Source organism: Candidatus Phytoplasma melaleucae (assembly GCF_030588185.1).
In the GTDB taxonomy this organism is placed as follows: Bacteria; Bacillota_I; Bacilli_A; order Acholeplasmatales; family Acholeplasmataceae; genus Phytoplasma; species Phytoplasma melaleucae.
Window position 1 is genome coordinate 58,483 of sequence record NZ_JAOSID010000003.1, and the last position, 19,633, is coordinate 78,115.

Here is a 19,633-nt window from a genome sequence, read left to right on the forward strand (position 1 = left end):
AACATGATTAATACTAATGATTTTAAAACAGGAATGACTATTAAATTAAATAACACTATTTATCAAATTATAGATTTTTTGCATGTTAAACCAGGAAAAGGATCTGCTTTTGTAAGAAGTAAATTAAAAAATTTAAAAACAGGCAATATCATAGAACATACTTTTAATTCTGGTATAAAAATAGAAACTGCTTTAGTAAATAAAATCAAACTAAGATTTTCTTATATCCAAGACAAAATATATTTTTTCTTAAATGAAAACACTTACGAACAAATTGAAGTACCTCAAGAAAAATTACAAAATATTCTCAAATATCTCGTTGAAGATATGATAGTAGAGTTTCTTTTTTACGAAGAAAAACAAATTCTAGGGATTTCGTTACCAGATAAAATTACTTTAAAAATTATTCAAACTGATCCTGTTATATCGGGAGAAAGCAATAAAAAAAATCAGACTATTTACAAAGATGCTACATTAGAAACAGGACTAATAATTAAAGTACCTATTTTTATCGAAAACGGAGAAAAAATTATTATTAATACAGAAACCGGGCTTTATGTGTCTAGGTGTACTAACAAGTAAATTGTAAATATTCAATAAATATAAAAAAGTATATTTCATTATAATAATTCAGCAAATGAAATCACTATTTAAATTAAAAATATATTAACAGATATCAAAGGAATATGAAAAATATGTTAAGTTTTAAATTAGCTATTGATGGCCCAGCTGGTTCTGGCAAAAGCACTATTAGCAAATTATTATCAGAAAAATTAAAATGGTTTTATGTAAATACTGGCATTTTTTTTCGTATAATAACTTTTTACATATTAACAAATAATATTCCTTATAAAGAAAACTATGATGAAAAAAAGTTACAAATACTATTACAACAAATAAAAATCACTTCTAATAACAATAATTTTTATTTAAATAACGAAAACATAACTCCTTTTTTGCAAAATGAACAAATAGAAAAGGAAATATCTATTCTGTCATCTTTATGTGTAATAAGAAACAAAATATTAAATTTACAAAAACAAATTATTCAGCAACATAATTTCATTATTATGGATGGGAGAGATATTGGTACTGTTGTTATGCCTGATGCTAATTTAAAAATATTTCTAACTGCTTCTATAAAGACGCGTGCTTTAAGAAAGCAAAAGGAAATTATGGAAACCAAAAAACAGAATATTAATTTCAAAGAAATTATAAATAATATTAAAATGAGAGATTTACAAGATATAAAAAGAAAAATAGCCCCCTTAAAAAAATCTAAAGACGCTGTTGTATTGGATAGTACGAATTTAAACGTAAACGAAGTAGTAAATATAATTAAAGTTTTAATTCAAATGAAAATAAATAATGATCAAAATGACTTTTAAAGTAGCTATTGTGGGTCGTTCTAATGTAGGAAAATCTAGTTTATTCAATCGTATTTTAAACAAAAGATTATCTATAATTGATGAGATATCTGGAACCACAAAAGATCGAATTTATGCTCAAGCTAACTGGCTTAATCAAAATTTTATTATTATAGATACAGGCGGCATCGAAATTAATAATATTTGTTTAAAAGAAAAAATAAAATATCAAACAGAAACGGCTATAAACGAATCTCACTTAGTTGTTTTTGTTACTGACGGCCAAACAAGATTAGTACAAGAAGATTTAGACATAGCAAGAATACTTTATAAAAAGCAAAAAAAAATTATTGTAGCAGTTAATAAAATTGATAATTACACCTTTTTAGAAAATATCTATGAATTTTACTCTTTAGGGTTTTCAAATGTTATTGGAATTAGTGCTATTCATAAAATCGGAATAGGAGAACTTTTAGATAAAATTATTTCCTATTGCCCTCGCAATGTGGAATATTCAGTCAAAGTGAAAAACTATTTAAAATTTTGTCTCATTGGCAAACCTAATGTTGGGAAATCTACTTTTGTTAATGCTTTATTATCGCAAGAAAGAATGATTGTATCAGAAGTGCCCGGAACTACAACAGATCAAGTTGATACCATATTTGAAAAAAAAAATCAAACATATAAAATTATAGATACAGCAGGGCTTAAAAAAAGAGGCCAAATGTATAAACAACAAGATAAATACAGTTATTTAAGAACTTTAGATGCTTTAGATAAAAGTGATATAATCTGCTTTATATTAGATGCTAGCCAAAAAATCACTGAGCAAGACAAAAACATTGCTGCTCTCATTTTTCAAAGCGAAAAAGCATGTATTATTATCGGTAATAAATGGGATTTAACATCTGAATTAGATAAAGATACACCAAAATTTGAAAAAAAAATTAGAAATGAATTAAAATTTTTTGATTATATCCCAATTCTATGTCTATCTTCTTTAACTAAACAAAGGATAAATAAATTTTTACCTTTATTGGATAAAATATTCAATCATTACCAACAAACTTTTTCAGATCACCTCCTAAATGATATTTTATATGAAGCAACTCAAATCAATCCCCCTTCGATCTTTAATCAAGGAAAAGCTAAATTTTACTATATTAAACAAATATCTACAAAACCACCTAAATTTATATGCCTAGTAAATGATCCTAAATTCATTCATTTTTCTTATGAACGCTTTTTAAAAAACCAATTAAGACTAAATTTAAAATTAGAAGGATTGCCTTTAAAAATAATTTTTAGAAAAAAGGAAACAAATTTTATATGAATAAATGTACTATTATAGGAGGGGGTGCTTGGGGAGCAACCTTAGGTCAAGTTTTAACAGATAACCACTATCAAATATTAATCCATGAACAAAATCCGGAATATATCAAGAAAATAAATAACAACCAACATCCTGTTTTTCAATCTGAGTTAAAAAATATTAAAGCCACTAATAATCTAGAAAAATCCTTATTTTATTCTGATACTATAATCTTATGCCTACCTGTTCAAAATATCAGAAGTTTTTTAAAAAAGATAAATCCAATTATAAATATGCCTAAAAATTTTATCAATACTTCTAAAGGAATAGAAATAAATAGCAATAAAACAATTTCTCAAATAACCCAAGAAGAAATAAGTCAAGAAAAAATAATAAATTACGGATGTCTAATGGGCCCTTCTCACGCAGAAGAAGTTATCTTAAGAAAAATAACTTTTTTGCTAGCTGCTTCTAATAATCTAAACTTTACTCAAAAAATCATTAAAATGTTTTTTAATTCGAGATATTTAAAAGTGTTCAATTCGTATGATGTTATTGGATGTGAAATTTGTAGTGCTTTCAAAAATGTTTTGTCTCTGATCAGCGGTATTCTAGAAAATAATAATTTTCAAAATAATGCTAAAGCTGCTTTTATTAGTTTAGGTGTTATGGAAATGGCTAAATTAATAAAATTTTTTAAAGCCAAAAAAGAAACTGTTTTTAGTATATCCGGATTAGGTGATCTCATAGTTACAACTTTTAACGAAAATTCGCGCAATTATAAAGCTGGTAAACAGATTAGTTTAGGTATTGGGTGGAAAGAGATTTGTTCGCATTCTAACCAAACCATTGAAGGTATTTATAGCTTGGAAGCTTTTTATAATATTTCTTTACAAAAAAATATAAATCTACCAATCATAAAAAGCGCCTACCAGGTAGTCTTCAGACAAAAACCTACTGCACACATTTTATCTACAATTTTCCAAAATGATTATATTTGATGAAAATAAATGCTTTTTTGTTAATAAAATTTATTTTTATGCTAAAATCAAACTAGATTCAAGTTATTTTTTTAATAGATAATCCAGGACTATTTTCAGAAAGTTATTTTCGAGATATTAGAAAATCTTGAATTTGAAAAACTAAATGATAATTTTATTTTTTAAAATATTTTTTTGCAACAAAAAGCATTTTAATAATAATTCAAATAGATAAGGAGATAATAAAATGACGAAATCCACTTTAATTAGTAAAATATCAGAACAACTAAAAATTTCTAAAAAAGACACAGAAAACTTCTTTAATTGTTTGTATGAGCAAATTGTAAAATCTTTAAAAGATGAAGAAAAAATTATTGTGCCTAAATTAGGTATTATAAAATTAGTATACCGTGAGAAAAGAACATGTAAAGTTCCTAAAAGTTCTAAAATTGTAGAAATCCCTGCTAAATATGTACCTATATTTAAAATGAATTCTAAATTTAAAGAATCTTTTACAGATCATTAAAAAAATTGATCGTCATAAAAATATTTGCAATTTAAATATAAAAATATTAGTAAAGTATAATTCTACAAAAATGAGGCAATCTAATTCAGTATATGAATAACCATAAATCTCCATATCATTACTTAATCGGCGAAAGAGTTAAAGTAGTCAATGAAAAAGAAATAGGCGTTGTAACTCTTATCGATGTTGACAATAAAATTATTTATGTTTTATTCCAAAAAATGAGAGAGGTTATGTACAATTATCCTCAAGCTTTGGAAAACAATATCATTAAGCCTCTAACACAAAAAAAATAGTTTTTTTGTTTATAACTAAATTTTTATTTTCTACTTTTATAAATTAAAAAAAAATAGTTTTATAGCTATTTTTTTTAATTTGTATAAGTGAATTTTGTCATAATAGTACCATTTATCAAAATATAATTCTAAAGAATAAAGGTTAGAAAATGAGTGAACTAGTTAAATTAATTTGCACTGAATGTGGCAGAGAAAATTATCATACCTATAAAAATAAAAAACAAAATCCAAAACGTTTAGAATGTAGAAAATATTGTCCTTTTTTAAGGAAACATACAATACACAGAGAAAAAAAATAAACATTAATTTGATTTTAAAATTTTACAGTTAACCATAATAATCCATAAGTAAAATGTATTTATGAATCCTATTGAAAGGGCCCTGTAGCCAAGTGGCAAGGCATAGCTCTGCAAAAGCTTGATCATCGGTTCAAATCCGATCAGGGCCTCCAAAAAATAACTTAAAATAAAATGTTAGTACATATTTTAGCCCATTAATAAGGAAAAAAATATTTATCAATTAAAAAAGTATTTTTTGATCTAAAAATTAAAACGGTAATCAATCTGTTTTTTTATTCTAGTTGTTAAAAAGCTTCATTTTTATATATTTGTGATAATACACATTATTTAATTAAACTATTGTAATATCAAAAAACTATAAATAACCAAAATATGCCTGCTTTTACGTTGGCTTTTTTTATTCTTGGATAAAAATATATTAGCAAAATAAGAAAACATAATCATTTTGTGTTATATGATGTAAAAATGTTTGTTAAAACATTCCAAAAAAATACACCAGAAATTTATAGCATATTTGTTTTATGATTGACTTTTAATGAAATCAGCAAAAAATAAAATCAACGAATACATATTTAAATTTTTAGGTTTTAAAAGACCATTTTTGTTTAATCTCATAAAATTATTTTTATACCAAAAAAGTAATTGGTTATAAATTTTTAATTTCAAATGATGAATATGTTGTTTTTGTTTTACTTTTAATGTTTTTATAAAAATTTGATACCAAGATAAATCACTTTCATAAGGGGTAAAATTTTTAATCTCATATTGAATACAACATTCTAAAATCAAAAAACAATTTGTCTCAACCATAGAAAACAAAACTTTGCTAGTATAAAACAAGTGAAAAGTATTAATATAATTTTCGCGTTTTTGCATTTCTTCTGCCCATTTTTTTATTGAAATATCAAAATAATTACGACCTAAATCTAAAAATGGCTGCATACCTTGATTTTTTATGTTTTTATTCAAACAATAATCGTACATGCCGAATTCTTTCCTTAAAGCGCATAGTGATAAATTAGGAATATATTTATATAATTCATATGGTAATATTCTCATTCTATAACCTTTCTTTGTTTTTGCTTAATTTTAAGATATTATTGTTTCTTTTATTGTGCGTATACATGATTATAGAAAGAAGTTTTAATTTTTATAGAGAATATCTTTCAAAAAGATCTCATACTTCATAAACTTGGATAATTCATTTGTTTTAATAATATATTTAAACAAATCAAATCCATTTAAACCCCAAATAAAATAATTGAAATAGTTGATTTTGTCTTTGCTTCATATTTTATTTATAACTGCTCAAGCACAAAAATTAAAATTCAAAACTAAAAAATTTATTTTATTTTTATTATAATTGTAAAAATACTGAAAAATTCAATAATAAAAACAAGTGGTGCAATAAAGCAAAAATAAATAGTACAAAATGTTTTATGTGTGATTCGATAAATTAAATAAAAAAAGGTATATTACATTTTTAAATATTATATAATAATAACATATGAATGAAAATGTAAAATTAATAATAGCAATTATTTCTGCAGAAGATGCAGATCAAGTACAACAAAACTTAAATAAAGAAAAATTTTTCAGCACTAGATTATCTACAAAAGGAGGGTTTTTGCGAAAAAAAAATACTACTCTCATAATAGGATTAAAAGCTAATCTTGTAAACCAAGCTTTAGAAATTATTAAAAAATACTCAAGGAAAAAAACACAGATGATCCCTAATGATATTCTAAATGAATTTGGTGCTTATTACTCTTTGCCTTCGGAAATTTCGATAGGAGGTGCTACTATTTTTGTTTTAGATGTGGAAAAATTTTTAAAATTATAAATATGTATTTTTGAAATAATTTTAGATAGAATTGATAATTCTATCTAAAAAATAATTTTAAAGGAGAATTTTTTATGGCTTTAAACAAAGAACAAAAACAAGAAATCATTGAAAAGAACACTAATCAAAAAAATAATACAGGGTGTACTCAAGTTCAAATAAAATTATTGTCTAGAGAAATCGAAGAACTAAACAAACATTTTAAAAAACATCCTTTCGATTTTCAATCGAAAAGAGGACTCTTGATGAAAAACAAAAAAAGAACTGCTTTAATTAAATATCTTAATAAAAAATCAAATTAAAGCAGTTCTTTTTTTATACTTTAAAACTTATTAATTGTTGGAGCGAACGAGGGGAATCGAACCCCCATTATATGCTTGGCAAGCATATGTAATGACCTTTATACGACGCCCGCCTTTATAAAAAGAAGATTAGTAAACCAATATATCTATGTTTTAACTATTAAAATAACTACCACAGGTTTCATTTTAGCAAAAATTAAAATCATTTTCACAAAATAATTACATTAATGGTGCCCTTAACAAGAATTGAACTTATATTGCATCATTACCATTGATGTGTTTTACCATTAAACTATAAGGGCTATTCTATGCTGTATAGTAAGTTTGTTATATAAATAATTTACATATACTAGAAATTATATTAAAAAAATTATAAATATTACAAAAAAAACAATATATCAAATAATTTAGTTTACTTTGTAATAAAATAATATATAATAAAGAAGGTTATCTAAAATAATAGAGAAATAAAATTAAAAGTCTATAACATTAATTTATAACTAAATCACAGAAAAAACACAAGGAGATTTTTTGAATGGACAAAAAAATTATAGGGTTTGTAAAATGGTTCAATCCTCAAAACGGTTTTGGGTTCACTTGCTATAATTCAAATTTAACAGAAGAACAAGAAGAAGCAATAAAACAAATATTAGAAAGAGTAGAAAACATACAACAACAAAAAGACGTATTAAATAGAGAACAAATGGAACAACAATTAGAATCAGAAAGACTAAATATAAAAGACATAATAAGTGTTGGCCGTAAACAAGAAGACGAAGTTTTTACTCATTATACAGACATAGTAGACGTAGATAAAAATAATATGAAAACAGTCAGAGAAAATGAAATACTAGTATTTTCAATTATAGACACAGTAGATCAAAGAGGCAACGCCAAAACAAAAGCTATTGATATTACTAAACTAACAAAAAACCCACACGAATATCGTTGAAAAAAATGATTTTTATTTTCAATATGTCATTAAAATTTGTAAACTTGATTATGTTTAATTTTTTCCAAATAAAGACTGTAAAAAGGTCTTTTTTTTTAATTAAAAATAAATATAAAACAACAAAAAAAGAGATTATGAAATGAAACAATTTAGCAGCGAAGCAGTTACCAAAGGACATCCTGATAAAATAGCGGATCAAATTTCAGATACTTTACTAGATGCCTACTTACAAAAAGACTTTAATGCCAAAATAGCTATTGAAACAATAGTTACTAAACAAAAAGTTATCATTCTAGGTGAAATCAAAACATGTGCTCAATTAAGCAATAATGAAATAACCAATATTATTAAAAACACAATTAAAAATATAGGTTATGTCAAAAAAGAAGAAAATTTCTCTTATAATGATGTATCTATCATAAATCTAATACATGAACAATCAAAAGAAATAAACCAAGCTGTCGTTAATAAAGGAGCAGGTGATCAAGGATTAATGTTTGGTTATGCAACCGATGAAACATCTCTTTTTATGCCTTTAAATTTTTTATTAGCAAGAAATTTAGCTTTAAAATTAACAGAGGCCAGAGAAACTAAAACTTTACCATTTTTAAGACCAGACGGAAAAACACAAGTTACCATCATGTATGATGATAATAACAATCCACTTTACATAGATTCTATTGTTATTTCTTGTCAACATGAAAAAAGTGTTTCACAACAATATTTACATAAAAATATCATCACAAATATTATTAACACAACTATTCCTCGAAAATTAATATGCTCCCAAACGAAATTTTATATTAATCCTTCAGGCAGTTTTATTAATGGTGGGCCTTGTTATGACACAGGATTAACAGGAAGAAAAATTATTCAAGATAATTATGGTGGTGAAGTACGTCACGGAGGAGGTTGTTTTAGTGGTAAAGATCCTTCTAAAGTTGACCGCAGCGGAGCTTACATGATGAGATATTTAGCTAAAAATATCGTTGCATCAGGTATTTGTAATAAATGCGAAATTCAAATCGCTTACGCTATCGGATTAGATTTCCCCATAGGATTTTTTATTAACACTTTTAATACTAATAAAGTACCAGAATCCTTAATAATAAAAACAATTAAACAAAAATTTGATTTAAGCCCCCAAGGTATTATTCGTAAATTAAATTTAACAAAACCTATATTCCAAATAACTGCAAAAGAAGGACATTTTGGGCGACAAGATGATTTATTTGAATGGGAAAAAACAGATAATACAAACATTTTTAAAAAATTATTAAAATCAAATAGATAACATTTTTTTCTTTGCTATTTAAAACTTCAAAAATAATTATTTGTAATACTTCACAATCATTTCGTTCACATATTTTTATTTTTTTTGAAAAAATTATAAACACAAAAATAAGAAAAGGGATTTTCAAAGTCTTTATGAAATCACCAAAAAAGTTAATTAAAGAAATATGTCCTCGTGATACTAATTTCAGCCAATGGTACATAGATGTTTGTTTAAAAACAGAATTAATAGAATATTCAGATGTTACAGGTTTTTTTATTTACCTACCTTATAGCTACATGGTATGGGAAATAATACAAAAATTTATAGATAAAAAGTTGAAACAAAGTAATCACAACAACGTTTATTTTCCTTTGTTATTTACAAAAAACTTATTCCAACAAGAACAAAATCATATTCAGGGATTTGCGCCTGAAACAATAACAATTCAACAAATAGAAGGAAAACCTCTAAAAAAAACATTAATAATAAGACCTACTTCTGAAGCTATATTTTCTAAATATTACGCTCAAAAAATTTTTTCATATCGTGATTTACCCAAATTGTTCAACCAATGGTGTAGTGTTATAAGATGGGAAAAAAATACTAAACCTTTTTTAAGAAGTAAAGAATTTTTATGGCAAGAAGGACACACAGTTCATGCTACTAAAAAAGAAGCTATAAAAGAAACCTTATATATATTAAATTTATATAAAAAATTAGGTCAAAAAATGTTAGCCATTCCTTTTCTTTCAGGAATAAAAACAGAACAAGAAAAATTTAAAGGTGCTGAAAAAACATATTCCATCGAAGCGTTAATGTATGATGGTCAAGCTTTACAAGCTGGAACTTCACACTATTTAGGGACTAACTTTTCCAAAATTTTTCAAATTAAATTTCAAGATGCTAAACTTAAAACTAAACTAGCATATCAAACTTCATGGGGTATTTCTACTAGGTTAATAGGAGCTGTGATAATGATACACGGGGATGATAAAGGGTTAGTGATGCCACCTTATATTGCACCCCTACAAATCATCATAATTCCTTTACAATTAAAAAACTCTTACATATTAGAAAAGGCTAAGTATTTTTATCAACAACTTAGAAAAAAATACCGTGTAAAAATAGACTTACAAAACAAAAATATTGGTTGGAAATTTACTCATTACGAATTAAAAGGGGTACCAATAAGATTAGAAATCGGTCTTATAGATTTAAAACAAGAGCAAGTAACCATTTTCACAAGATATAATGAACAAAGAATCGTTGCTAAAACCAAAAACTTAACAAAACAAATTTCTATTTTATTTAGACATATTCATCAACAAATGTTTAAAAAAGCTTATGAGTATACAAAAAAAAATATTTATCCAGTTACTAATTACGAAGAATTTAAAATAACTCTGCGCAAAAAAGGATATGTAAAAATGAGCGTTCATAAAAACACCGCCGAGCAAATCATCAAAAAAGAAACAGGCGCAACAGCTCGCATTATTTTAAGAGAAAAAATGCTAACTAAAATGTGTCCTGTAACTAAAAAAAAAGCAAATCAGACTATTTTGTTTGCAAGAGCTTATTAAAATAATCATGTTAATAAATAACATGTTTTTATGTTCTTTTGACATTTATTTATTTATATGATAAAATAAAGGCGTTATTCCAGTTATAAATAAAGCAAAGAGGATGGTGGTTATCTAAATAAATATATGGAAAACGATGATATAACAGATTATTTAAGGAACATTATTCATAACCTTTTTATATTTAGAAAAACGGAGAAAGAGGTTATAGAATAAAAATGCCCACAACTATTTTACTTATTATAAGTTTAATTATGTTAAACGCTTTATTTGCGGCTATTGAAATATCACTGGTTTCTCTAAGTGAAAATAAAATCAATTTAGAAATTAAAAAAGGTGTTAAAAAAGCATTAAAAATAAAAAAATTAAAAGAAAAACCCACTAATTTTTTATCTGTCATTCAAATAATGATTCATATTTTAACATTTATCCAAGGATATATGTTAAAAAATAATAATTTAGCTTGGGAAATGCCAATTATTTTAATAATATTATCTCTTGTTTTCGGAGAAATTACACCTAAAAGAATAGCTTTGATTTTCCCTTTAACTACGGCTTACTATTTATTAGATATATTTAATTTTATTGTAATTTTATTAAGTCCTATTGTATGGTTATTGAATCAAATTAGCAATGTTATTATGTATTGCTTGAGAATTGATCCAAACCAGAAAAATAATATTGTGCCTGAAGAAGAATTAAAATTTTTACTAACTTCTTCTTATAATAAAGGGGTTATTGACAGCAATGAAAGTAGTATGATTCAAAATATCTTTGATTTTAACGATACTAAAGTCTCAGATATTATGCGCCATAGAAAAGAAATAATAGCAATTAAATGTGATTTAACAAAAGAAAAACTAAGAGAATTTATTTTAAAAGAAAAATATACTAGATTCCCTGTATATGACGGTAATATTGATAAAGTTATCGGCATTATTCATGTAAAAGATATTTTTAAAGCCTTGTTAGAAGCTGATACAAATATAAAACCGTTTAATATTCAAAATTTTCTTCGTAAAGTACATTACGTAACAGAATTTAAAAATATCAATGAATTATTTCAAGAAATGCAATCTAAGCAAAATCACATTGCCATTGTTATTGACGAATACGGAGGAACAGCCGGAATTGTAACTATTGAAGATGTCATTGAAGAAATTCTAGGCGAGATTAAAGATGAATATGATAAACAAGATCAAGAAATTAATAAAATTTCCGATAAAGAATTTATAATTAAAGGTACAACACACTTGTATGAAATAGAAGAACATTTGAAAGCTAATCTCCCTGTCGACAATTATGATACTTTAAGTGGTTTTATGCTAGATCAATTTAAGAGAATGCCAGAAAATAATGAAAAAATTCAAATTATTTATAATAACTGGAAATTCGATGGTTTAAAACACAATGGTTTAGTAATTACCAAAATTAAAGTTACTAAATTAGATTCCGCCTTACCAAAAGCCAAGTAAAACCTAAATATTTTAAAATATCATAATAAATAATATACTTTAATAACAATTGTTTTACATATGTACTAAAATATATTTTTTACACATTAGCGTCAATTAAAGAAGTTTTTATTAACTTCTTTTTTTCTTTGTTTTATTAATCATTATCGCTAAATATAATTAAATATTCATTAGAAAGAATGATCAAAAAATGAATTCTTCATTTTATCAATTAGAAAAAACATTGTTAGAAAAAAAATTGAAAACTAATTTTGATAAAGGACTTACAACAAAACAAGCACAAAAAAGAATTAAAAAATATGGATATAATAAACTTAAGCAATCCAAACCACCATCTTTTTTAAAAAAATTCATTCAACAGTTTAATGATTTTTTTGTTTATATTTTATTAATAGTTGCCGCAATTACTCTAACTATCGGAATAATAACATCTCAACGAGAAGAATTATATGAAGGCGCTTTGATTCTTATAATTGTTTTTAGTAATGCTTTTTTAAGTATTTTTTACGAAAAACAAAAAGAAAAATCATTATTAATTATTAATAATAATACAAAAATTTATGTTAAAGTACTGAGAAATAACCAAATTCAATTAATGCCGCAAGAAGAATTAGTATATGGAGATATTGTTTTTTTAGAAACAGGAGATATTATTCCTGCTGATATAAGATTAATTTATGCTAACCATTTAAAAGTTAATGAATCTCCTTTAACAGGTGAATCATTTGCTATTTGGAAAAATCATCACTCTGTACAAACAAAATTTGACTTATTAAATGCTGTTAATATATTGTTTATGAACACTACTATAATTTGCGGTAATGCTAAAGGTGTGGTCATAGGTACAGGAATGAATACACAAATTGGCCAAATAACTAAATTATCTTTAATCCCTAAAAAAGATAAAAGTTTTTTAGAAATTTATTTAAAAAAATTATCTAAAAAGTTAAGCATAATTATTTTTTTATTAATCCTTATTAATTTAATTTTAAATTTTTGGAAATATTACATTTTTCATAGTAAGATGAATTGGAGTATTATTCAAAAATTTTTCTTATCTTCTATAGCTTTAGCTGTATCCGTTATTCCTGAAGGGCTATTAGCTATTATGACCATTATTTCAGCTTTAGGCATGAAAAAAATAGCTCAAGAAAAAGCTATAATAAAAAATTTAAAAACTTTAGAAAAATTAGGAACTGTTAGTGTTATTTGTACTGACAAAACAGGAACTTTAACTCAAAATAAATTAAAAATTAAACAATTATTTATATACCCTCAAAAAATCTTAGTTCATAAAAAATTAAATTTAAATCCAAATGTAATGAAATTAATTCATTATGGTGTGCTATGCAACAATGCTGATATTCATAAATCTAAAATTAATTCTTATAATCAAAAAAAATTTTTGTATGATCCAGTAGATCAATCTTTTGTTAATTTAGCACATTTGCTGAATTTAGATATTTACAAATTGAGACTAAAAAATCCCAAAATTAAAGAATTTCCTTTTGATGATCATTATAAAATTATGATCACAATACATAAAAACCTAAAAAGATATTATTTAATTATTAAAGGGGCTGGAGAAATTGTACTTAATTTATCTTCACACATCGAACAAGAAAATAATACTTTTGCGAAGAATGAAAATAGCCAACAAATAATAAAAAATCATTTTAATACAATGTCTAATGATGGTTATAAAATTTTAGCCATCGCTTATACTATTTTTTTTGATGATAATTTTCTAGAAAATGATATTTCTGTGCAAGAAATTTTAGACAAAATAGATAATAAAATTATTTTTTTAGGTTTAGTCGGAATAAAAGATCCTATTAGGCCAGAAACTTTTCAAGCTATTCAAGATTGTCATAAAGCTTCCATTATCCCTATCATGATTACTGGTGACCACCCAAATACAGCAAACAAAATTGCTTCAGAATTAAATATTATAAATGACAAAAGTGATTTAGTTATAAATGGAGATATGTTAGAACAATTCAGCGAAAAAGAATTTATGCAAAAACTATATCAAATCAAAGTATATGCGAGAACTAAACCTGAACATAAATTAAAAATTGTGAAAGCTTGGCAAAAGCTAGGACATATAGTAGCTATGACAGGAGATGGTGTCAATGATGCCCCCAGTATAAAACAAGCAGATATTGGTATTTCTATGGGACTAACAGGAACAGAAATAACAAAACAAGTTTCTGATATTATTTTAACTGATGATAATTTTAATACTATTAAAAAAGCCATAAAAGAGGGGAAAAATATATTTTTTAATATTAAAAAAAGCATTCTTTTCCTTTTAAGCTGTAATATGGGAGAAATTATAGCTATTTTAATAAATACTCTGTTAGGACATATTTTTTTTAACTCTGATTTTATCATTTTAAATACTTTACAAATTCTTTGGATTAATTTAATCACCGATTCTTTATCCGCATTGGCTCTAGGAATGGAACCACCAGAAGAAAATTTAATCAAACAAAAACCAAATTTTATTAAAAACGCCTTCTTAGATCAAACTTTAATTTTAAAAATTTGCTTAGAAGGATTTATGTTAGGTTCATTAGTTTTCATAGCAGCTTTAATTGGTTATAATTTACACCCTCACAATAGTTACCAATATGCTCAAACTTTTGCTTTCATGGTTTCGACGTTATCTCAATTAATTCATGCATTTAATTTAAGAAGTTTAACCAAATCTATATTTGAATTAAAAAAAAATAACCCATATTTAGTAAAATTTTTTATCATTAGTGTATTTATACAAATAATTATTTTTTTCATACCCTTTCTAAAAGAAAATTTTAAATTAACTAATCTATTATATTCAGATATTTTAGTTATTATCCTTCTTTCTTTAACACCATTAATAATTATAGAAGTAGTAAAAAAATATTTATACAAAAAACAAAAAATGTGATAAAAAAATAACCTAAAAAATATTATTTTATCTAAAAAAATAAACATTTTCGTATTCTTATTTTTATTCATAAAACTTTTAATATCGCTCTAAATATTTTTTTGTATAACAGAAAAAACTCTCTAATTATTCACCAAACTTTAGCTTAGCCAAATAAAATACTATGGAATTATTACTATTAAAAAATACCAACAATCACTTAAAAATGAGAGAAACAATTTAACCTAGCATCTTTTCGAATAATTATTAAATAAAATATTCTTTTTTTAGTAAAATTATGGTGAGTAAATTATTAGCTGCCTAGAGTTGAAATAAATATCTCATTCAAGTTGTTTCATCTTCGTCATAACGTACTTGTTTCCATTAATCTGAAAGAAGATTAAACCAAAACAAAGGAAATGCTCTGTAGATGTTAAAACTCAAACAACAGTTGATACTCATTAATGTCTTTGGATCTTTATTATTTGGCTTATTAATCTTATTTCCTCATAACTATGTCATAGCTATGGACTATGGTAGTTCTAGTTCATCCACTAAAAATAATAATGAAGAAAAAGAAATAACAGAAGATAAAAGACTTCAAAGTTTTATAATTAAACAAGCGAATTTGTAAATACTAGAAATCGTAACGCAAGTTTAGTTGAAATTGGTAGATTAGAAATTGAATTAATCCAAGTATCTTACCAAATTCCTGCTGCGCAACAAGGAAAAATACTTAAATTTATAAAAAAAGCAAAATGAAATAAGTTACCTGACTTATAAAACAACTTTTATTCTTGATATTGAGAGTCTTTTTTCATATATATTTAATGTGTAGAAAAAAGAATATGACGAATCAACTAAAAAAGATTGATAAGAACATAATTAATATTAATCATTTTGTTAAAAATAAAGATTGGTAATTAGAATTCCTCAAAAAATTAAACTTCCCAAGTTTCAGTAATATGAAAATATTCAAAAACAAAATAAAAGTTTAAAAAAAATCTTTCTTTATAACATAAAATAAAAAAGAAAAATTTATACTTAAGAAATAAGTAAAAGGTTTTTAAATCTAACAATTTTTAATTTTTTTTATACAAAATATTATGCTAATATTTTGTATAAATACATTTAACAATGAAAAACAAAATAGAAGAAATAGGATATAATAAAATGGATATTTATCAAGAGTCTTTATTATTACATGAGCAAAATAAAGGCAAAATCATTATTAAACCAAAAATAAAATTGAACAACTTTCAAGATTTATCTTTAGCTTATACTCCAGGAGTAGCCGCACCTTGCCAACAAATTCATAAAAATCCAGATGATGTTTATAAATATACTATAAAGTCAAATACTGTTGCTGTTATTACTAACGGAACAGCCGTTTTAGGGTTAGGAGATATTGGCGTTAAAGCTGCGCTTCCTGTTATGGAAGGGAAAGCGGTTTTATTCAAACAATTTGCTGATATTAATGCTTTTCCTATTTGTATCGACTCTAAAAACCCTCAAGAATTTGTGGATATTGTAAGTAAAATTTCTTCTGTGTTTGGAGCTATTAATCTAGAGGATATTAAAGCGCCGGAATGTTTCGAAATAGAGCAACAATTAAAGACCAAATTAGATATTCCTGTTTTTCATGATGACCAACATGGGACAGCTATTGTGGTAGCAGCTGGCCTGATTAATGCTCTAAAAGTAGTGAATAAACAAATGGAGAATATAGAAGTTTTAGTGATTGGTTCGGGGGCTGCTGGTACGGCTATTGTTAAAATGTTGCTTTTGTTAAAGGTTAAGAATATTGTTGTATATGACAAAAAAGGGGTCATTCATAAAGAACAAAATTGGTTAAATCTAGAACAAAAAGAAATATCTTTAAACACTAACCTTTCCAATGAAACAGGAACACTAAGCGACATTATTCAAAAGAAAGATGTGGTAATTGGTGTTGCAGCAGCTAACCTTTTAACTAGTCACATGATATCTACTATGAATCCAGATGCCATTGTCTTTGCTTTAGCTAACCCTGTCCCAGAAATTATGCCTGAGGAAGCCTACAAAGGAGGTGCTAAAATTATAGCTACTGGTAGATCTGATTTTCCTAATCAAATTAATAATGTTCTAGCCTTTCCAGGTCTCTTTCGAGGTATTTTAAATTCTTGCGCTACTACCGTTAACTTAACCATGCAATTAGCAGCTGTCTATGCTTTAGCTAACATTATTCCTCCCCATGAGTTAAATACAAATAACATTATTCCTGCGATTTTTAACCAAAAAGTAGTTAGCTGTGTGGCCCAGGCTGTTGCGGCCGCCGCTCTTCAAACAGGGGTTGTGAGAAAATCTATTTAACAATTGCAATTATTTTTAATCTTTGATTTTTAGGGCTTCTTTTTTTATTTATCGCTTTAATCATGAATTTCATATGTCAAGTTCATTACATCTTTTAATGCTTTGTGAAATTTTAGTATTTCTTGTTGTTCATAATTTCTGAATAAATTTATTTTTTTAATAATTTTGTTTTTTTTTATCAAATCCCATTTGATTATTTGGTTTAGAATTAGTTCTTCTTTTTGTAGTGGATATAATTCAGTTTTGATAGCTAACATTTTTGTTGTTAAATGATTACTTTGATCTAATAGTTGACTTAATTCTTTTTTTAATGGAGTTAATATTATTGCTTGTTTAAAACTATACTGTTTTGATAACAATAAATTATTTTTCTTTATTTTCATTATTAAAGTTTTTTGTTGGATTTTATTATCTATATAAATTTTTTGGGTATTAAGAGCTAATAATTGTTTATTTAAAAAGAATATTTTTTTGTTGAAAGCATTTAATTCATCTTGAAATTGTTTGATTTCTGTTTCTAATTTATTTAATTTCTTATGATAAGGATTAATTATTTGTTTATTTCTCTGTCTAATATTTTGGTAATACAATTTTAGACTTATTTCTATTTGAGTTATACTTTCATTATATTGATTTGTGTCCTCATTAATAATATAATTAACTTTTTGATTTAATCCTTTTTGAGTAATTAGAATTTTTTTTAACTCATTGTTCGAAGTGGATTTTGATTTGTTTGCAACAGGCAAATTAGCACCTTTTATGCGAAATTTTGAGTTATTTATAAGATAATTATTTTTAGTTTTAAGAGTATTTTTTGTAAATATTTGATCATAAAAGATAAACATGAAAAAAATAATTATTAATATTAAAATTGTTATTCTATATCCTTTAAAATTAACATTTTTTTGCATTTTGTTCTTTTTTAAATTTCTTTCTAATTGAATTGAAAATTGAAGCAGCTTAGCAAATTTTACTAAAAACTATTTTTTAAAAGAATTTAACTTTTAAAAAAACAAATTATAGTGCCCTCTTATAATATAATAACTTGTAAAAATATTTTAAACATAATAATTTTAACTTAAATTATTTTTAATTTTTTTGAATTCATTATTATGGTTAATAAAAATTAACCTTTCTTTTGAATTTTTCTCTAATGAATTAATTTTAATTGAGATTTAATTTCAATGGGCTAAATTTAATTTTAGTAATTATTATTTAGTATAAATAAAGTTAGTTCATTGAATATTTTTTTAACAATTAAAAATATTTAAGTATAAATTTGGTAATTTTATTCAAAAATTGCAGCAATTGCTGTCAAAATCTCGCACTATTTATATGAATTATATGTTTAATATGATTTTTATCCTTATTAAATTATCTATTATTGAAACAAAAATTTTATTTTTTCTATTTTAGATTTAGGCCAATTAATGAGCTATTTTTCTAATAATTTACTTCCTATAATGTATATTATGTAAACCATTCTAAAATTAATTAGATACTTGTGTAATTGATTATAAATAAGATTTTTATATGTTAAAATATAATTGTCCAGTTATTTTTTACTTCTTTATACTTTATATTGTAAATTATTTAAATATTAATTATATGTTTAATATTTTAGTTAACTTAATATTAACTTAAAATTACTTTGATTAGAAATCCGAATGATTATAATTCATATACCTTCGTTAACAAACACTTTATTGTAATTGTTGTAAAAGAATTTAGAAATTTATTTATCATGTTATTATATTTAATAATCACAATAAAAATCATAACTAAAAGATAATTTCTTCTATCTGCCTACTTTTAATTTCTTTTACTATTTAATTAAGGGTTAAAAGTTAAAAGAAAACCAAAACTATAAGAAAATAATGTGAAATTATTATAATTTTAGTAATAATATTTAAAATTAAAAAAAGAAAAGGATAATTTATATTATATGTTCAAAAAAAGTAATAGTCTAGTAAATATAAGTATTTTTTTGTATTTGGTTATCATGCTTTTTATATTTTCTATTGAAAATAAACAAGTTTATGCTCATCCTCTTTTGAATAAAGAAGAAACTGGTCTTTACACAGATTTTAAAGAAGTTACTCTTAATAATGCTAAAGCTAATGTAATTGTAACACATGGAATAGGAGAAAGTTCAAGAG

Annotated in this window: 18 protein-coding genes, 3 tRNA genes and 1 pseudogene; 18 read left to right on the forward strand and 4 right to left on the reverse strand. The window is 24.4% G+C overall.

All coding sequences use genetic code 11. The annotated features are described in order from the left end of the window. The first annotated feature begins 3 nt into the window (after positions 1-3). From efp to OC680_RS01095, 8 genes are all read left to right on the forward strand, one after another. Positions 4-582 (forward strand): elongation factor P, encoded by a 579-nt coding sequence (gene efp, locus OC680_RS01060; protein WP_304515276.1) that lies wholly within the window; start codon positions 4-6, stop codon positions 580-582. A 113-nt stretch (positions 583-695) separates the two neighbouring features. Next, a complete protein-coding gene (cmk, locus tag OC680_RS01065; RefSeq protein ID WP_304515277.1) occupies positions 696-1,388 on the forward strand; it encodes a (d)CMP kinase in 693 nt (230 codons plus the stop codon). Beyond that, positions 1,369-2,700, forward strand: coding sequence for a ribosome biogenesis GTPase Der (gene der / locus OC680_RS01070; RefSeq protein ID WP_420887957.1), 1,332 nt, complete (start codon positions 1,369-1,371; stop codon positions 2,698-2,700). The genes cmk and der overlap by 20 nt, the downstream gene beginning before the upstream one ends. After that, positions 2,697-3,680: an NAD(P)H-dependent glycerol-3-phosphate dehydrogenase gene (locus OC680_RS01075; protein WP_304515278.1), complete on the forward strand. Its 984-nt coding sequence runs from the start codon at positions 2,697-2,699 to the stop codon at positions 3,678-3,680. The genes der and OC680_RS01075 overlap by 4 nt, the downstream gene beginning before the upstream one ends. A 226-nt stretch (positions 3,681-3,906) precedes the next feature. Continuing rightward, on the forward strand, positions 3,907-4,185 hold the full coding sequence (locus OC680_RS01080) for an HU family DNA-binding protein (protein WP_304515279.1): 279 nt from the start codon (positions 3,907-3,909) through the stop codon (positions 4,183-4,185). Between the two features lie 92 nt (positions 4,186-4,277). Continuing rightward, positions 4,278-4,481, forward strand: a complete 204-nt coding sequence (locus OC680_RS01085) for a hypothetical protein (protein WP_304515280.1) — start codon at positions 4,278-4,280, stop codon at positions 4,479-4,481. Positions 4,482-4,630: 149 nt separating this feature from the next. Next, positions 4,631-4,780, forward strand: coding sequence for a 50S ribosomal protein L33 (gene rpmG, locus OC680_RS01090; RefSeq protein WP_304515281.1), 150 nt, complete (start codon positions 4,631-4,633; stop codon positions 4,778-4,780). 78 nt (positions 4,781-4,858) lie between these two features. Next, positions 4,859-4,932 (forward strand) — tRNA-Cys (locus OC680_RS01095). Between the two features lie 367 nt (positions 4,933-5,299). Here OC680_RS01095 and OC680_RS01100 read toward each other — a convergent pair. Next, a complete protein-coding gene (locus tag OC680_RS01100; protein WP_304515282.1) occupies positions 5,300-5,839 on the reverse strand; it encodes a hypothetical protein in 540 nt (179 codons plus the stop codon). Between the two features lie 448 nt (positions 5,840-6,287). On the opposite strand from OC680_RS01100, the gene OC680_RS01105 reads away from it, so the two are divergent. Beyond that, positions 6,288-6,623 (forward strand): cyclic-di-AMP receptor, encoded by a 336-nt coding sequence (locus OC680_RS01105; RefSeq protein ID WP_304515283.1) that lies wholly within the window; start codon positions 6,288-6,290, stop codon positions 6,621-6,623. Positions 6,624-6,697: 74 nt separating this feature from the next. Beyond that, on the forward strand, positions 6,698-6,925 hold the full coding sequence (rpsO, locus tag OC680_RS01110) for a 30S ribosomal protein S15 (protein ID WP_304515284.1): 228 nt from the start codon (positions 6,698-6,700) through the stop codon (positions 6,923-6,925). Between the two features lie 38 nt (positions 6,926-6,963). On the opposite strand, the gene OC680_RS01115 is transcribed toward rpsO, so the two are convergent. Then, positions 6,964-7,038: transfer RNA gene (locus OC680_RS01115), tRNA-Gly, on the reverse strand. Positions 7,039-7,153: 115 nt separating this feature from the next. Beyond that, positions 7,154-7,227, reverse strand: a tRNA-Thr gene (locus tag OC680_RS01120). 233 nt (positions 7,228-7,460) lie between these two features. Between OC680_RS01120 and OC680_RS01125 the strand changes: the two genes are divergently transcribed. From OC680_RS01125 to OC680_RS01155, 7 genes are all read left to right on the forward strand, one after another. Further along, a complete protein-coding gene (locus OC680_RS01125) occupies positions 7,461-7,877 on the forward strand; it encodes a S1 domain-containing protein (protein ID WP_304515285.1) in 417 nt (138 codons plus the stop codon). A 139-nt stretch (positions 7,878-8,016) separates the two neighbouring features. Beyond that, positions 8,017-9,171, forward strand: a complete 1,155-nt coding sequence (metK, locus tag OC680_RS01130) for a methionine adenosyltransferase (protein ID WP_304515286.1) — start codon at positions 8,017-8,019, stop codon at positions 9,169-9,171. Between the two features lie 134 nt (positions 9,172-9,305). Continuing rightward, positions 9,306-10,733 carry a proline--tRNA ligase gene (gene proS / locus OC680_RS01135; RefSeq protein ID WP_304515287.1) on the forward strand — a complete coding sequence of 476 codons (1,428 nt, stop codon included), beginning with the start codon at positions 9,306-9,308 and terminating at the stop codon, positions 10,731-10,733. 218 nt (positions 10,734-10,951) lie between these two features. Beyond that, positions 10,952-12,208: a hemolysin family protein gene (locus tag OC680_RS01140; RefSeq protein WP_304515288.1), complete on the forward strand. Its 1,257-nt coding sequence runs from the start codon at positions 10,952-10,954 to the stop codon at positions 12,206-12,208. A gap of 190 nt (positions 12,209-12,398) precedes the next feature. Then, on the forward strand, positions 12,399-15,143 hold the full coding sequence (locus OC680_RS01145) for a cation-translocating P-type ATPase (RefSeq protein ID WP_304515289.1): 2,745 nt from the start codon (positions 12,399-12,401) through the stop codon (positions 15,141-15,143). 409 nt (positions 15,144-15,552) lie between these two features. Beyond that, the gene (locus tag OC680_RS01150) at positions 15,553-15,756 is read left to right on the forward strand and encodes a hypothetical protein (protein WP_304515290.1); all 204 of its coding nucleotides are present in this window, start codon (positions 15,553-15,555) and stop codon (positions 15,754-15,756) included. Between the two features lie 539 nt (positions 15,757-16,295). After that, complete coding sequence (locus OC680_RS01155; protein ID WP_304515295.1) at positions 16,296-17,474, forward strand: NAD(P)-dependent malic enzyme; 1,179 nt, start codon at positions 16,296-16,298, stop codon at positions 17,472-17,474. Positions 17,475-17,530: 56 nt separating this feature from the next. On the opposite strand, the gene OC680_RS01160 is transcribed toward OC680_RS01155, so the two are convergent. Continuing rightward, positions 17,531-18,385 carry a hypothetical protein gene (locus OC680_RS01160; RefSeq protein WP_304515291.1) on the reverse strand — a complete coding sequence of 285 codons (855 nt, stop codon included), beginning with the start codon at positions 18,383-18,385 and terminating at the stop codon, positions 17,531-17,533. Between the two features lie 1,034 nt (positions 18,386-19,419). Between OC680_RS01160 and OC680_RS01165 the strand changes: the two are divergent. Further along, positions 19,420-19,633: pseudogene (locus tag OC680_RS01165) on the forward strand (alpha/beta hydrolase); the annotation flags it as partial.

What these genes read in the sequence shown, in the direction of transcription:
- OC680_RS01145 (WP_304515289.1), top strand. Translation starts at nt 12,399, where the DNA reads ATGAATTCTTCATTTTATCAATTAGAAAAAACATTGTTAGAAAAAAAA.
- OC680_RS01155 (WP_304515295.1), top strand. Translation starts at nt 16,296, where the DNA reads ATGGATATTTATCAAGAGTCTTTATTATTACATGAGCAAAATAAAGGC.
- proS (WP_304515287.1), top strand. Translation starts at nt 9,306, where the DNA reads ATGAAATCACCAAAAAAGTTAATTAAAGAAATATGTCCTCGTGATACT.
- OC680_RS01140 (WP_304515288.1), top strand. Translation starts at nt 10,952, where the DNA reads ATGCCCACAACTATTTTACTTATTATAAGTTTAATTATGTTAAACGCT.
- der (WP_420887957.1), top strand. Translation starts at nt 1,369, where the DNA reads ATGATCAAAATGACTTTTAAAGTAGCTATTGTGGGTCGTTCTAATGTA.
- cmk (WP_304515277.1), top strand. Translation starts at nt 696, where the DNA reads ATGTTAAGTTTTAAATTAGCTATTGATGGCCCAGCTGGTTCTGGCAAA.
- OC680_RS01100 (WP_304515282.1), bottom strand. Translation starts at nt 5,839, where the DNA reads ATGAGAATATTACCATATGAATTATATAAATATATTCCTAATTTATCA.
- efp (WP_304515276.1), top strand. Translation starts at nt 4, where the DNA reads ATGATTAATACTAATGATTTTAAAACAGGAATGACTATTAAATTAAAT.
- OC680_RS01085 (WP_304515280.1), top strand. Translation starts at nt 4,278, where the DNA reads ATGAATAACCATAAATCTCCATATCATTACTTAATCGGCGAAAGAGTT.
- rpmG (WP_304515281.1), top strand. Translation starts at nt 4,631, where the DNA reads ATGAGTGAACTAGTTAAATTAATTTGCACTGAATGTGGCAGAGAAAAT.
- OC680_RS01150 (WP_304515290.1), top strand. Translation starts at nt 15,553, where the DNA reads ATGTTAAAACTCAAACAACAGTTGATACTCATTAATGTCTTTGGATCT.
- OC680_RS01125 (WP_304515285.1), top strand. Translation starts at nt 7,461, where the DNA reads ATGGACAAAAAAATTATAGGGTTTGTAAAATGGTTCAATCCTCAAAAC.
- OC680_RS01075 (WP_304515278.1), top strand. Translation starts at nt 2,697, where the DNA reads ATGAATAAATGTACTATTATAGGAGGGGGTGCTTGGGGAGCAACCTTA.
- OC680_RS01105 (WP_304515283.1), top strand. Translation starts at nt 6,288, where the DNA reads ATGAATGAAAATGTAAAATTAATAATAGCAATTATTTCTGCAGAAGAT.
- metK (WP_304515286.1), top strand. Translation starts at nt 8,017, where the DNA reads ATGAAACAATTTAGCAGCGAAGCAGTTACCAAAGGACATCCTGATAAA.
- OC680_RS01160 (WP_304515291.1), bottom strand. Translation starts at nt 18,385, where the DNA reads ATGCAAAAAAATGTTAATTTTAAAGGATATAGAATAACAATTTTAATA.
- rpsO (WP_304515284.1), top strand. Translation starts at nt 6,698, where the DNA reads ATGGCTTTAAACAAAGAACAAAAACAAGAAATCATTGAAAAGAACACT.
- OC680_RS01080 (WP_304515279.1), top strand. Translation starts at nt 3,907, where the DNA reads ATGACGAAATCCACTTTAATTAGTAAAATATCAGAACAACTAAAAATT.